We start from the raw sequence: 14,987 nt of genomic DNA on the forward strand, positions 1-14,987 counted from the left end.
GTCAGGCGACGGCCGAAAGCTTTGCCTTGTCGCCCTGCAGGCGGTTCATCATGAAGGTCGTGTACCAGTCGACGAACTGCATGACGCCACCTTCGTGATCCGGCGAATAGGGGCCGGGTTCATAAGCGGGCGAACGGATGCCGAAGGCGTTTTCTTCCACGATGGAGCGGTCCTGGTCGTTCGTCATGTTCCACACATGCGTCAGTTCTTCCAGGTCGTAATCGACGCCTTCCACCGCATCCTTGTGGACGAGCCACTTGGTGGTGACGGCGGTTTCTTCCGCCGAGAGCGGCAGCACGCGGAACGAGATGGCATGGTCGCCCAGCATGTGGTTCCAGGTGGTGGGGTAATGGAAGAGCAGCATGGTGCCGATATGGCTGATCGGCACGTCGTCGGACAGCGGACGCTTTACCGCCCGCTTGCCGGACATGGTGTAGCTTTCGGCCTCTTCCACGAGCGGCATGCGCGCCACGCGGAACTGGCCGCTCTCATGCATGGCAAAGGTGCTCGGCAGGCCTGCCGCCTCGCAGCGCTGCCAGTGTTCGGAAATGAACGGGTCGTCACCGGCGCCCTGCACGCCGGTTGCCGTCGGCGCTTCCGGATAGGTGCGGCACAGTTCCGGATGGTTGCCGGCGCAGTGGTAGCATTCGCGGTTGTTTTCCCAGACGAGCTTCCAGTTGCCCTTCTCGATGATGGTGTTCTGGTAGGCGACCTTGGCCTCCGACAGCCGGTGCGGCGCCATGTAGGGTTCGACCATCTGGCGCACGGGAGCAAAATCCGGCGCGACCTCGGCAAGGCAGATGAAGATATAGCCGGCGACCGTTTCGCAGTGCACCTGCTTCATGCCGAACTGCGCCTTGTCGAAATCCTCGCCCATCTGGCGGGCAAAGACCAGCGAACCATCGAGATCATAGGTCCACTGGTGATAGGGACAGACGAGCTTTGCAGAGGCGCCGCGCTCCTGCGTGCACACGCGGTGGCCGCGGTGGCGGCAGGTGTTGTGGAAGGCGCGGATCAGCTTGTCGCGGCCGCGCACCACGACGACGGGATAATCGCCGACCTGCAGCGTCACGTAATTGCCGGCGCGCGGGATCTCGCAATCATGGCCGATGAACAGCCAGTCGCGATACCAGATGGTTTCGAGGTCCAGCTTGTAATAATCCTGATCGATGTAGAACGGCTGCTCCAGGCTGTAGCCCGGGCGGTGGTTCTTCAACTGCCGCAGCATGGTGTCGCGAATATCCATCTTCCGTTCCTTCGATGGCGGGGATGCGAAGGCAGGCATGGGAGGGTGCCGCAAAGGGCCGGGCCTTGTCCATCCCCGTCGCCCACCGCGATGGGTCAACCTGTCACTCGGGCTCTTGTCTGCGTGGCACCGGCGGCTTCCTTAAAGGGCCGGCACCCCGGTGGTCTCCACCGCTTTTTACGGTAAAACCTCGAATAGGAAAGATATAACCGAGGCCCTCCCGGCTGAGCGGATGCAATGCGACATGTCATCCTGCATTGACGACAAAACGCGACATCGGTTGCATCGGGCCGGCAGCATCCCCGGGACGGCATTCCATCGGGCGCGCAAGCCTTTGCCTTGAACCCTAGGCCTTCGCGCCACAGGCCCGGCGGCGAAGGCTGGACGGCGCAAATGGAACATCGCACGCCCGTTCGCGGCGCAAGCCACCGTTAAGGATGTTGCCCTACACTTTGCCTGACGCACAGGGAGTGAACGGACGTGGACGCCAAGGCGAAGCTCAGATATTTCGATGCCCGCGCCGAACGGCCGCCGGCGCCGCAGGCAAAAACCTCTGCCCATTCAGAATTCCTGCGTACCGGGCGCATTTCGCGCGACCGGCGCGACTGGCTGCCCGATGAACGACGCTACCTCACCTATGAGGAAGTGGCCGAGCGCACCGAGCGCAAGCTGGCCCTTGCCGGCGAAAAGACCCATGAGCGGATCAATGCCGTTCACCGCAGGATCACCTTTCCCAAACTTCTGTTCAGCCGGTCGCTGAGCGAGACCCCGCATCTCGGCTATTGCCATGTCACGGCGGCGCGCACTTTCTTTTCCCCCAGCCAGCCGGTCAGCTGGTCCTTCTACATCTGCAATTTTTCCGCCGAGATCGGCGAGGCCGAACAGTTTTTCGGCCAGATCCGCACCGATTACGCCCGCATGTATTTTGCCGTCGCCATCGAGCGGCAGGACACGGGCGAGACGCGCATCAACCGCGCCGTGCGTGGCAATGGCGTCCTGTTTCGCACCAGCGATCCGGCCGAGGCGCTGAAGAACGTGCTGATGCTCGGCGCGCCAGAGCCCTCCTTGCGCGAGGTCATCGCCCGGGCCTGAAAGAATTTGCTTCGGGGCGCCGTTTGGCGTTATGGAAGCGCCATCATGGCAGCACGCATCATCGACATTGCGACAGACCGCGACGTGGCGGTGACGGAAGCCTGCCGGGTGCTGGCGGAAGGCTTTCCCGTCGCCATACCCACGGAAACCGTCTACGGCCTTGCCGCCGACGCCACCAATCCGGTCGCGGTGACCCGCATCTACGAAACGAAAGGCCGGCCGCGCTTCAATCCGCTGATCTGCCACATGTCGGATCTTGAGATGGCCGAGCGCTATGCGGTGTTCGACCCGATCTCGCGTCAGCTGGCAGAGGCCTTCTGGCCGGGTCCGCTGACGCTCGTACTGCCCTTGCGGCAAGGTTGCGGCATCCATGCGCTGGCGACCGCCGGCCTCGACAGCGTCGGCATCCGCGTACCGAAGGGATTTTCCGCAGAGCTGATTGCCGCCTTCGGCAAGCCGCTTGCCGCCCCGAGCGCCAACACGTCCGGCAAGGTGAGCCCGACCTCGGCGCGCCACGTGGCCGACGATCTCGGCGAGAAACTGCGTCTCATCCTGGACGGCGCCAGCGCCGGGGTGGGCGTGGAATCCACCATCATCCGCGTCGAGGGCGAGCGGCTGCGGCTGCTGCGCCCCGGCGGTCTTGCCGCCGAAGACATCGAGGCGCTCACCGGCCGCATGGTCGAGCGCCAGGACGGCCCCGCCCCGGCCATCGAGGCACCGGGCATGATGGCCTCCCATTACGCGCCGGGCGCTGCCGTGCGGCTGAATGCCGCTGCCGCTGAACCGGGCGAGGCGCTGATCCGTTTTGCGGGCATGCCGCTTTCCGCAACCAAGGCCCACGCTATCTTCGACCTCAGCCCGTCCGGCGATCTTGCCGAGGCCGCGGCCAACCTGTTCGACACCTTGAAACGCGCCGATGCGACGGGTGCCGCATCCATCGCAGTTGCGCCCATCCCCGACCACGGGCTTGGCGAAGCGATCAACGACCGCCTGTTTCGCGCCGCAGCGCCCCGCGAGGGATAGGAACCGGGGAGGATGGGACGCAGGATGATCGTTATGCGCTTGCGGTTTTACCCCCCTCTGGCCTGCCGGCCATCTCCCCCGCACGGGGGGAGATCAGCAGAACGAAAACCCGCGGACCTTGACCGCAAGACACCGCAAGCGCACCGCATGGCTTTGGCAATGCATAATCCGGGCAGACTGCCGGCTCCATCCGATCTCCCCCCATGTGGGGGAGATGGCCGCAGGCCAGAGGGGGCAAAACCGCACGCACGCCCTTCCCGACCCGTCCACCAGCGGCGCGATACCGACAGTCCGTAGCCTGACCTTTGAACGAACCACCCCAAGGAGACACCCATGGACGCCCATCAGCCCCTCAGCCGCGACCTTCTCTCCCGTTTTTCCGCCATCGTCGGCGAGGCGAATGTGGTGACGGGCGACGCGGACATGGCGCCGCATCTCGTGGAAAACCGCGGCCTCTACAAGGGCGCCTCGCCGCTGCTCCTGAAGCCCGGTTCGACCGAGGAGGTGTCGGCGATCCTGAAACTTGCCTCCGAGACCGGCACGGCGATCGTGCCGCAGACCGGCAATACCGGTCTCGTCGGCGGCCAGACGCCGAGTGCCGACGGCACGCAGCTGATCCTGTCGCTGGAGCGCATGAACAGGATCCGCGACATCGATCCGCTCGCCAATGTGATGGTGGTCGATGGCGGCTGCATTCTGGCCGATGTGCAGAAGGCGGCAGAGGAGATCGGGCGGCTGTTTCCGCTCTCGCTCGGTTCGGAAGGCTCCTGCCGCATCGGCGGCAACCTCTCGACCAATGCCGGCGGCACGGCGGTTCTCGCCTACGGCAATATGCGCCAGCTGTGCCTTGGCCTTGAAGTGGTGCTGCCGACCGGCGAGATCTGGGACGGGTTGCGCCGGCTGAAGAAGGACAATACCGGCTATGACCTGCGCGATCTCTTCATCGGCGCCGAAGGCACGCTTGGCGTCATCACCGGCGCGGTGCTGAAACTTTTTCCGCAGCCGGCCGGCCATCAGGTGGCCTTTGTCGGGCTTGCCTCGCCGGAACAGGCGCTGCATCTCTTCGAGAAGGCGTCCAACCTCTGCGGCACGGCGCTCACCGGCTTTGAACTGATGCCGCGCATCGGCATCGAGTTTACCACCCGTCATATTCCAGGCGTCCGCGACCCCTTGGGCTCGGTCCACGACTGGTATGTGCTGGTCGACATCTCCACCAATGATTCAGCCGACACCGCCCGGGTGATGGTGGAAACGCTGCTGGAACAGGGGCTGGAGGCAGGCCTGATCGAGGATGCGGTGATCGCCTCCTCCGTTGCCCAGCAGACGGCGCTCTGGCACATGCGCGAAAGCATGTCGGATGCGCAAAAGCCGGAAGGCGGCTCGATCAAGCACGATGTCTCGGTGCCGGTGTCGAAAATCCCCGCTTTCATGGCTGCGGCGGAAAAAGGCGTGCTCGCCGCCATGCCCGGCGCGCGCATCTGCGCCTTCGGACATCTCGGCGATGGCAATATCCATTACAACATTTCCCAGCCCGTCGGCGCCGACAAGGCGGAGTTTCTCGGCCGCTGGCGCGAGATGAACGCCATCGTGCATGGCATCGTGCTTGCCGCAGGCGGCTCGATTTCGGCCGAGCACGGCATCGGCCAGCTGAAGCGCGACGAGCTTGCCAGGATCCGCCCCGAAATCGAGATCGAGCTGATGCGCCGCATCAAGCGCGCCTTCGATCCGGCCGGCATCATGAACCCGGGCAAGGTCGTGTCCGTCTGACGGGCGTCAGCGGCTCTGCGACAGCGAGTAGAGAAGGTCGGCGCTGATGCCGCCATCCGAGCCGCTGCCGGTAAGGATGGACAGCGCCGACGAACTGGCATCGGAATTCTGCACGTCGTACATGACGGTAAACTTGTCGACCATCTTTGACACCTTTTCGGGATCCTTCAGGTCTTCGAGGTTCATGTATTTCTTCACCAGCGCCGCCTGCTTGTCGACGTCGAGATTGCTGAAACTGTCGGGCAGCTGGTAGCTGACGCGGAAGAACTCCAGAAGAGCGGTATCGCCGAGGATATCGTAGGCGCTGGTGATGGAATGCGACAGACGCTCGAAATAGAGCGCAAGCCGCACACCGGCATTGCTCTCGCCCTGCTCCTGCTCCAGCGTCTGGCGGGTGTATTTGTTCTGGGTTTCGAGAATCTTGCCGGTGCTCTGTGCGCCGGTCTCGCGCGCCGCGGTCAGCTTGCCGCTGCTATCGAAATTGAAGGTGCCGAGGATTTCCGCCCAGACCGAATTGGTCTGCTTGTTGACGAAGCTCTTGGGATCATTGAGATCCGAGGCGAAGACCTGCTTGAGGAAATCCTTGGTGACGGATTTCGGATCGACGTCATAGGAGGTCAGCAGCACGTTGACGAGGCGATCGTCCTTGATGAAGTCGGACGCCGTCTGGATCGTCTGCATCTGGGTGGAATAATACTTGACCTCGGCAGAGGCGGCCGTCTTGGCGGCCGTCTTCTTGTCGTCCGCCAGGAAGCGCGTCATCTTGATCGTATATTCGGCGGCGACAGAGGTGATGGTGCCCTGCGCCTGCGCCGTCAGCGGCACCGTCACGTCTCCCTTGGTGTTGAAGTTGAACGCTTTCGCCAGTGTCAGGTAGCGATCATCCTTCAGCTTGTAGATATAGCTGTCCGGATCGTTGAGATTGCTCATCAGCGCCTGGCGCACCGTAAACTTCGACACCTTGTCCGGATCAAGCCCCACGGCCTTCAGGGCAAAATCAAGAACGTCACTCTTGCCCATGAACTCGTCGACAGAGGTGATTCCCGAAATCGCCGCCTTGTAGAGGGCGGCGGCCTTTTCGTCGGCGGTGTCCTGCACATCGTTATAGGTGCTGTAATAGCGGTTGACGGTTGCGGCCTGCTGCGTCGCGGTCTGGGCCGCGCCGGCCGTGACCGTGCCATCGGTCTTAAATCCGAAATCCTTTGCCAGTTGCAGATAGGCCGGGTTGCTCTTGCCGAAGCGGTTGGCATAGCTGTTGGGGTCATTGAGATCGCTGGTGAGGATCTGCTCGATGGTGGAACTCACCACGTTGATGCCCGAAAGGCCGTAGGAGGTCTTGATGAAATTGTAGAGCCGCCGGTCCGCGATGATATCGGAGACATTGTCGACGGAGGCCATCTTTTCCTTGAAATAGTCGGCCTCATTGATGGCCGTGGCGGTCGAGACGCGCGTCTGCCTGCTCAGATACAGGTCGTTGATGGTTTCCTTCTGTACCGCGGTCTGCGCGCCGCCGGCCGGGGTGGTGCCATCGGCCTTGAAGTTGAACGCATCGGCCATGTCATAATAGGTCTGGAGACCGGACAGCTTGGACTCGTAGCCGGAAATTTCCGTATTGATCTTCGTCTTTTCCGCCGTCGTGGTGGCCGCGGCAAGCCGCGTCTGCGCATCGGCCACCTGTGCGTTCAGCGCATCGCGCTGGGGGCCAAGCGTCTGGTTGATATAGCTTGCGCTGTCACCGGTATCGCTCGACAGGACGCCGCGCAGGAAGCTGCGTGAATAATAGCTGTCCGAGACGCCATAGGAGGTGAAGAGATAGCTGCGCAGACGGTCGTTGTTCAACAGATCGTCGACCGAGCCGATTTCGCCCATCATCGCGTTGAAATAGTTCGTCTCGGTGGTCACCGCATTGCCCTGGCTCACCATCGTGCTGGTATAGAGCCCGACCATGGCATCCACCTGCGTCGATGACTGGGCGGCTTTCTCTTCCGACGAGAAGTTGAAGGCTGTGGCAAAATCACGGTAGCGGTGGTCGGTCAGCTTGTTGGCAAAGCTGTTGTCGTCCGACAGATCGCTTTCCAGCACCTTGCGCATGAAGGCCTTGGCATAGGTCATGTCTTCCAGGCCAAACGCCTTCATCGCGTAGGAATAGAGCCGGTAGTCGCCGAGCAGATCGTCGACCGAGGTAACCTTTGAGATGTTTTCCTTGTAGTAAGCGGCCTCGCGCGAGACGTCCGACTGCTTTGCAACGCGCTTCAGGCTGGCCTGCAGGTCGCGATTGACAAGATCGTAGCTCAGATAGGTCGATACCATTCGGGTGGCCTCTTCTCTCCCGGGGCGCTGAAGGTTGATGCGCCCATCCTACGTCAACGAAACTTAAAGAATTGCTGTCCGGGCTTTGCACACAGGGCTTGCACCGGCCTGACCTTAACCCAAAACCTGTCTTGAACTCACGCAGACGCGCCGAAATTCATCTTCAGGAAACCCTGCCGGATTCACTTTTGCTAACCATCAGGGGAGGCAAAGATTTCTTAACCGCAATTTTTAAGTGGTTCTGGAAAGGCCCCGCCTATGTTGGCCCCATCAGAGGACAAAAGTCCCGGCAAGAGATCCGGCAGCGGCTCTCGGGTAAAACAAGGGTAGCAATTGACGATGACTAATACGGTTCTGAAGCCCTCTTGGGCAGGTGCAACACTTCGGCTCGATCCGTCGCGTTTCCCCCAGCAGATCACGTACGGGCTGCATGATGCCGCCGGCGATGTCACCATTACCATCGACGAACGCGGCGCAGTCCTGCGCAAGATCCTTCCCGGCAGCGGGCTTCCGCTGTCGTTCGCTCTTCCGGCCCGCGCCTTCAAGGGTGTCGCGGCCCGGGCCATCGACCACGGCAATGGCGAGGTCACCGTGACGCTCGAACTGCATCACGACGATCCGGATCTGTGCATCCCGCTGCTCGTTGCCCACGACCTTTGCGATATCGCCGCCGACTGGCGCAGCTGGTCGGAAGCCTTCCGCATTCCCATGCTGATGGTGGAAGCCGATGGCGTTGCCCGTCCGCTGGAAAATCATCTCGGCGAAGTGCGCATGCAGGACACCAAGCCGCGCCGCCGCCACTCCTATTTCGCCGCCCGCCGCCCGCGCTTCCTGGTTCGCCGATCCACCGGCAGCCTGGGTGTCGCCATGCGCATCGAAGGCAAGGAGATCATCGCACGGCGCTGATCGCTCCGGCCGACGCCAGGCCACCCTTTCTCATTGATCTCCAGCAGAAGAGCCCGGCACCCCTGCCCGGGCTCTTTCGTTTTCAGGCACGGACACTCAGCCGCCGAGGCTGACGAGCGATGCGACGAGGCTTGCGAAGATCACTGCGCCGACGCGGCCGTTGAACTTGAAGAGCCGCATGCAATGATCCGGATTGTCGATATCGAGGATGAGGATCTGCCAGGCAAACATCAGGGCGGCGATGAAAAGCCCGAGATAGCCGAGAACGTTCACCTGCGCCGCCATGAAGGCAAACAGGAGGAAGATCAGCGCCAGCGCATAGATGCCACAGAGCCAGGCCTTGGTGTTTTCGGCAAACAGGCGCGCGGTGGAGCGCACGCCGACCAGCGCATCGTCCTCCTTGTCCTGGTGGGCATAGATCGTGTCATAGCCGACCGTCCAGGCAATCGCCCCGAGATAGAGCCAGATCGGCGCCCAGGACAGGCTTGCAAAGACGCCCGCCCAGCCCATCAGCGCGCCCCAGGAAAAGGCAAGCCCGAGGAAAAACTGCGGCCAGTCGGTAAAGCGCTTGGCAAAGGGATAGATCGCCACCACCAGCAGCGAGGCAAAGCCGAGAAAAATGGTGAAGCGGTTGAATTGCAGGAGGACGACAAGCCCGATCAGCGCCTGCAGGACGAGAAAGATCTTTGCCTGCAGCCGGGTTGCCCGACCCGACGGCAGCGGGCGCGAGCGCGTGCGCGCCACTTCGCTGTCGATGTCGTGATCGACCAGATCGTTATAGGTGCAGCCGGCGCCGCGCATGGCAACCGCGCCGACGAAGAACAGGAACAGATGCGCAAGCTTCAGCTCCAGCGAAAAGCCGCCGTCGGGAGCCGCATCGGCATTGGCCGCCAGCGCTGCCGACCAGAAGCAGGGCCACATCAGCAGCTCCCAGCCGATTGGCCGGTCCCAGCGGGCAAGCTGCGCAAAGGGCCACAGGGACCGCGGCAGGAACCTGTAAACCCAGTTGTCGGAAGGGGCATCGGCCACGCGGCCGGAAACATCATGTGTCGTGCTCATGGCTGAAACTTCTAAAAGCTTTGCCGCCAAAAGCAATCGGCTCCGACGCCGCAGGAGCGCGGAACGGACATTGCGGGGATGGGGGTGTATGAAGCGCGCTTTTGCGTTCGAGGCCCACCCGCGCTGCGTTTTGGGGCCCACCCCCTCTGTCCTGCCGGACATCTCCCCCTCAAGGGGGGAGATCAGCCCGAAGCAGTCGCCGCATTCCAAGTTTACCGCAGTGACTGCCGGCAATGGCTGATGTGGGTTCCTGAAACGGCTGATGAGGGACGAGCACATCGGCCACACGTTAATCTCCCCCCTTGAGGGGGAGATGCCCGGCAGGGCAAAGGGGGGTACCACCCAGGCACCGACCTCAGAAAATCACCGGCTCCAGCGGCGCCCGTCCGGCCTCGAAGGCTTTCAGCGCCTCCTCGCGCCGCGCAATGTAATCGCGGTCGTGCGGGACGCTGTCGCGTGCCTTCTTCAGCTGGATCTGGAAGATGAAGAAGTTTTCGTGGGTAAACGCCATTTCGGAACCGGCGAGGTAGAATTCCCACATGCGGAAGAAGCGCTCGTCATAGAGCGCCAGCACCTCCGCCTTGCGCGCCAGAAAGCGTTCGCGCCAATGGCGAAGGGTGATGCCGTAATGCATCGGCAGGATTTCGATGTCGGAGATTAGAAGTCCGGCCCGCTCGATCTGCGGCAGCACTTCCGACAGGGCCGGAATATAGCCGCCGGGAAAGATGTATTTTTCGATGAAGGGATTGGTGACGTAGACGATCTCAGGCTGGCCGATGGCATGCAGCACCATCACGCCATCATCGGCCAGCACCTCGTTGACCTTGCGGAAATAGCGGCCGAAATTGGTGCGGCCGACATGCTCGAACATGCCGACGGAGACGATGCGGTCGAATTTTTGCGGCGGCGTCAGGTAACGATAGTCCTGAAGCTCGAAACGCACACGGTCCGTAAGGCCGCGCTTTGCCACCCGCTCGCGCGAAATCTTCAGCTGCTCGCGCGACAGCGTGATACCGGTGACATCGGCCCCGGAGGATTCCGCCAGATACATGGCCATGCCGCCCCAGCCGGACCCGATTTCCAGCACCCGCTGGCCGGGCTCGACCAGAAGCTTTGCCGCGATATGGCGCTTCTTGGCGAGCTGCGCTGCATCGAGCGACAGGTCGGGCGGATTGAAATAGGCGCAGGAATATTGCCAGTCCTCATCGAGGAACAACGAAAACAGCCGCTCGTCGAGATCGTAATGATGGGCGACGTTGCGGTGGTTGCGGTTGATCGGCACGCGGTTTCGAACCTGCGACACGGCAATGCGCAAAAGCCCGCGCCAGATCATGCCGAAGGTCAGGCCTTCGCTTAAGGTATTGTCCTTCACCAGCGCGAGGAATTCGTAGATGTCGCCCTCCTCGACGATCATGCGGCCATCCATGTAGTGTTCGCCGAGCTTCAGCGCCGGATCGGCCGCCAGCTCCTCCTCGGCCTTGTCATCGGTGAAGCGGATCGCCACGCGACGTCCGCCGCCGGATCCGAAGGACTGTTCTCCGGCCGGCCCCCGCACGACAAGCGTTCCGACCTTGATGATTTTTGCAAGCAGGCGACGCAAGGACGAGGCCATACAACCCCCTAGATACTAAGGATGCCTTACTATTTCCCGGTGAAGGTAATACGGATTTTTCCGCTGACAAGGAAAAAATTCGGCGCAAGCCCGCACGCAGACAGCCCGCCAAACCGGATTTGGCGGGCTGAAGTTCCAGGCAGTTGATCAGGACAGGACCGGGCGGTCCTCAGCGCTTCTTCATGGCTTCCGCAAGGGCCGCCCCCAGCCCGCCGAGCTGGGACGTTTCGGACTTGGCCGGCTTGGCGCTCGCATGGCGCATGGCATTGCCGGGGCCGCGCGGCTCGCGCATCGAAGGCGCTTCGGCCTCGCCGCCATCCTTTCGCATGGTGAGCCCGATGCGCTTGCGCTTCACGTCGACCTCCACCACGCGCACCTTCACCACATCGCCCGCCTTCACCACCTCATGCGGATCTTTCACGAAGCGATCGGCAAGCTGCGAGACGTGGACGAGCCCGTCCTGATGCACGCCGATATCGACGAAGGCGCCGAAGGCTGCAACGTTCGTCACGGTCCCCTCCAGCGTCATGCCGGGCTTCAGGTCGGTGATCTCGTCGATCCCCTCCGCAAAGGTTGCGGTCTTGAAGCTTGGGCGCGGGTCGCGGCCGGGCTTTTCCAGCTCGGCAATGATGTCCTTCACCGTCGGCAGGCCAAAGGTGTCGTCGATGAACTGGCGCGGATCGAGCTTCTTCAGCACCGCACTGTCGCCCATCAGCGCACGCAGGTCCCGCCCACAGGCGGCGACGATCTTCTTGGCCACGCCATAGGCTTCCGGGTGAACGGCCGAGGCATCGAGCGGCTCCTTGCCATCGGGAATGCGCAGGAAGCCGGCGCATTGCTCGAAGGTACGCGCGCCAAGACGCGCCACCTTCAACAGGTCCCGCCGGCTGGCAAACGGGCCGTTCTGGTCACGATGCGCAACGATGGAGTCGGCAATGCCGCGCGAAAGGCCGGCGACCCGCGCCAGAAGCGGCGAGGATGCGGTGTTCAAATCGACGCCCACGGCATTCACCGCATCTTCCACCACGGCATCGAGCGAGCGCGACAGTTTTTGCTGGTCGACATCGTGCTGGTACTGGCCGACGCCGATGGATTTGGGCTCGATCTTCACAAGTTCCGCCAGCGGATCCTGCAGGCGACGCGCAATCGAGACGGCCCCGCGCAGCGAGACGTCGAGATTGGGAAATTCCTGGGCGGCAAGTTCCGAGGCCGAATAGACGGACGCGCCGGCCTCCGACACGATCACCTTGGTCGGCTTCTTCGCGGTTGCCGGAAACTGCGCCAGCATGTCGGCCACCAGCTTTTCCGTCTCGCGGCTGCCGGTGCCGTTGCCGATGGAGATGAGATCGACATTGTGCTTGCGGATGAGGCCGGCCAGTTCCGCCTGGGTGCCGCGAATGTCGTTCTTCGGCGGGAACGGATAGACGGTCGAGGTTTCCAGCACCTTTCCGGTGCCATCCACCACGGCGACCTTGACGCCGGTGCGGATGCCCGGATCAAGCCCCATCGTGGCGCGCGAGCCTGCGGGTGCTGCCAGAAGCAGGTCCTTGAGGTTGCGGGCAAAGACGCGGATCGCCTCTTCTTCCGAGCGCTCGCGCAATTCGCGCATCAGGTCGAGCGACAGCGACATGGAGAGTTTTACTCGCCAGGTCCAGCCGGCGACATCCATCAGCCAGCGGTCACCCGGTCCCTTTTCGCCGATCCCGAAGGCAAAGGCGATCTTGCGCTGCACGGGCTTTACCGGCGACGGATCGTCCTGATCCACATCGATGGTGAGCGTCAGGACCTCCTCGTTCCAGCCGCGCAGCATGGCCAGCGCCCGATGGCCGGGCGTGCCGGACCAGCGTTCCGAATGGTCGAAATAATCGGAGAACTTGGCGCCGGCCTCCTGCTTGCCATCGACCACCTTTGCCCGCAGCGTGGCATTGTCGCGCAGATACTGGCGCAACGTCTTCAAGAGGTCGGCATTTTCCGTGATGGCTTCAGCGACGATATCGCGCGCGCCGTCGAGCGCTGCCTTCACGTCGGCGACGTCTGCCGAGAGATAGGCGGCCGCCAACGCATGCGGATCGGCGCTGCGGTCGGCCCAGATCGCGTCGGCGAGCGGCTGCAGGCCGCGCTCGCGGGCAATCTCGGCCTTGGTGCGACGCTTGGGCTTGAACGGCAGGTAAAGGTCTTCCAGCTCGGCCTTCGTCGTGGCCCGCGCAATCTTCAGGGACAGCTCGTCGGTCATCTTGCCCTGCGAGCCGATGCTCTCGACAATCGTCGAGCGGCGGGCTTCCAGTTCGCGCAGGTAGACCAGCCGTTCGGCGAGATTGCGCAGCTGCGTATCATCGAGCCCACCCGTCACTTCCTTGCGGTAACGCGCGATGAACGGCACCGTCGATCCCTCGTCCAGAAGCCCGATGGCGGCAACCGCCTGATCGGGCCGTGCGTTGATTTCCTGGGCGATGGTTGCGGCGATGGATCTGATGTCGGCGGCCATGGGCATCTTCTCTTTGTTGTTCGGGCGCGACCATAGCGACAGATCGTGGCAAGGCAACGCCGGCGGGGGCGATTCCACAGGATCTGGCGACCCAGGAGGGGCAAGGCCCCTGTGTGACCGGGCAAAAGCCTTGACCTTTCTCCCCGCGCCCCTTAACCGCGCAGGCTTATCCTAGACCTTTTAAAGGGGGCGAATGTGAAGGTTCTTCTGATCGGATCCGGTGGCCGTGAGCATGCGCTTGCCTGGAAGCTTGCGCAATCGCCCCTTCTGACCAAGCTTTACGCCGCGCCCGGCAATCCCGGCATTGCCGAGGACGCCGAACTGGTGGCGCTTGCCGTCGAGGATCATGCCGCCGTCATCGCCTTCTGTCGTGACAAGGCAATCGACTTCATCGTCGTCGGCCCGGAAGCGCCGCTGGTCGCGGGTTTGGCCGATGATCTGCGCGACGCCGGTTTTGCCGTGTTCGGTCCCTCGAAAGCTGCCGCTCAGCTGGAGGGGTCCAAGGGTTTCACCAAGGATATCTGCGCCCGCTACAATATCCCGACCGGCGCCTACCAGCGTTTTACCGCGGCAGAGCCGGCAAAGGCCTATATCCGGGAACAGGGCGCACCCATCGTCGTGAAGGCCGATGGCCTTGCCGCCGGCAAGGGCGTGACGGTTGCCATGACGCTGGATGAGGCACTTTTCGCCGTCGACGACTGTTTTGCCGGCGCCTTCGGCGCAGCCGGTGCCGAAGTGGTGGTGGAAGCCTATCTGGATGGCGAAGAGGCAAGCTTCTTCTGCCTGTCGGATGGCAAGACGGCGCTGGCGCTGGCCACCGCGCAGGACCACAAGCGCGTCGGCGATGGCGATACCGGGCCGAACACCGGCGGCATGGGCGCCTATTCGCCGGCCCCGGTCATGACGTCCGAAATGGTCCAGCGGACGATGGATGAGATCATCCAGCCGACGATATCAGGCATGGCCGACAGCGGCATGCCGTTTACCGGCGTTTTCTTTGCCGGCCTGATGATCACCGAGAAAGGCCCCGAACTCATCGAATACAACGTGCGTTTCGGCGATCCGGAAACGCAGGTGCTGATGATGCGGCTGAAAAGCGATCTTCTGCCGATCCTCTATGCGGCCTCGACCGGCACGCTCGATCAAGTGAGCGCCGAGTGGCGCGACGAGGTGGCGCTGACGGTCGTGATGGCCTCCAAGGGCTATCCCGGCGCCTATGAGAAGGGCACGCCCATTGCATCGATTCCGCAAGCGCAAGACGGCGCAAAGGTGTTTCATGCGGGCACGGCGCTGCAGGACGGCCGCCTTGTCGCCACAGGCGGGCGCGTGCTGAACCTCACCGCCCTTGGCGAGACGGTGAAGGAGGCGCAGTCGCGCGCCTATGGATTGGTCGATACGGTCAACTGGGACAACGGCTTTTGCCGCCGCGATATCGGCTGGCGCGCCATCGAACAGGACGCGTGAGGCGGGCTGCCGGCATTCAGGAA

The 14,987-nt window shown here is 62.7% G+C and carries 10 protein-coding genes; 5 read left to right on the forward strand and 5 right to left on the reverse strand.

Annotated elements, in window-relative coordinates; translation table 11 throughout:
• Nucleotide 1: 1 nt before the first annotated feature.
• Nucleotides 2-1,246: an aromatic ring-hydroxylating oxygenase subunit alpha gene (locus J2858_RS03515; protein ID WP_210103343.1), complete on the reverse strand. Its 1,245-nt coding sequence runs from the start codon at nt 1,244-1,246 to the stop codon at nt 2-4.
• Between the two features lie 480 nt (nt 1,247-1,726).
• On the opposite strand from J2858_RS03515, the gene J2858_RS03520 reads away from it, so the two are divergent.
• The 3 genes from J2858_RS03520 (at nt 1,727) to J2858_RS03530 (ending at nt 5,128) form a co-directional block, all read left to right on the forward strand.
• Nucleotides 1,727-2,338, forward strand: a complete 612-nt coding sequence (locus tag J2858_RS03520; RefSeq protein ID WP_210103344.1) for a DUF6656 family protein — start codon at nt 1,727-1,729, stop codon at nt 2,336-2,338.
• Nucleotides 2,339-2,383: 45 nt separating this feature from the next.
• Nucleotides 2,384-3,361 (forward strand): L-threonylcarbamoyladenylate synthase, encoded by a 978-nt coding sequence (locus J2858_RS03525; protein ID WP_210103345.1) that lies wholly within the window; start codon nt 2,384-2,386, stop codon nt 3,359-3,361.
• A 333-nt stretch (nt 3,362-3,694) separates the two neighbouring features.
• Nucleotides 3,695-5,128, forward strand: coding sequence for an FAD-binding oxidoreductase (locus J2858_RS03530; RefSeq protein ID WP_210103346.1), 1,434 nt, complete (start codon nt 3,695-3,697; stop codon nt 5,126-5,128).
• Nucleotides 5,129-5,134: 6 nt separating this feature from the next.
• Here the strand turns inward: J2858_RS03530 and J2858_RS03535 are convergent, their stop codons facing one another.
• Nucleotides 5,135-7,438 (reverse strand): DUF1217 domain-containing protein, encoded by a 2,304-nt coding sequence (locus J2858_RS03535; protein WP_210103347.1) that lies wholly within the window; start codon nt 7,436-7,438, stop codon nt 5,135-5,137.
• Between the two features lie 339 nt (nt 7,439-7,777).
• Between J2858_RS03535 and J2858_RS03540 the strand changes: the two genes are divergently transcribed.
• Nucleotides 7,778-8,344 carry a DUF6101 family protein gene (locus J2858_RS03540; RefSeq protein WP_210103348.1) on the forward strand — a complete coding sequence of 189 codons (567 nt, stop codon included), beginning with the start codon at nt 7,778-7,780 and terminating at the stop codon, nt 8,342-8,344.
• A 96-nt stretch (nt 8,345-8,440) separates the two neighbouring features.
• Here the strand turns inward: J2858_RS03540 and ubiA are convergent, their stop codons facing one another.
• The 3 genes from ubiA to J2858_RS03555 form a co-directional block, all read right to left on the reverse strand.
• Nucleotides 8,441-9,403 (reverse strand): 4-hydroxybenzoate octaprenyltransferase, encoded by a 963-nt coding sequence (ubiA, locus tag J2858_RS03545; RefSeq protein WP_210103349.1) that lies wholly within the window; start codon nt 9,401-9,403, stop codon nt 8,441-8,443.
• A 355-nt stretch (nt 9,404-9,758) separates the two neighbouring features.
• On the reverse strand, nt 9,759-11,015 hold the full coding sequence (locus tag J2858_RS03550; protein WP_210103350.1) for an SAM-dependent methyltransferase: 1,257 nt from the start codon (nt 11,013-11,015) through the stop codon (nt 9,759-9,761).
• 169 nt (nt 11,016-11,184) lie between these two features.
• Nucleotides 11,185-13,500, reverse strand: coding sequence for a Tex family protein (locus tag J2858_RS03555; protein ID WP_210103351.1), 2,316 nt, complete (start codon nt 13,498-13,500; stop codon nt 11,185-11,187).
• A 195-nt stretch (nt 13,501-13,695) separates the two neighbouring features.
• On the opposite strand from J2858_RS03555, the gene purD reads away from it, so the two are divergent.
• Nucleotides 13,696-14,964, forward strand: a complete 1,269-nt coding sequence (gene purD, locus J2858_RS03560) for a phosphoribosylamine--glycine ligase (RefSeq protein ID WP_210103352.1) — start codon at nt 13,696-13,698, stop codon at nt 14,962-14,964.
• Nucleotides 14,965-14,987 lie beyond the last annotated feature (23 nt).

It is taken from the genome of Neorhizobium galegae, from assembly GCF_017877135.1.
Taxonomy (GTDB): domain Bacteria; phylum Pseudomonadota; class Alphaproteobacteria; order Rhizobiales; family Rhizobiaceae; genus Neorhizobium; species Neorhizobium galegae_A.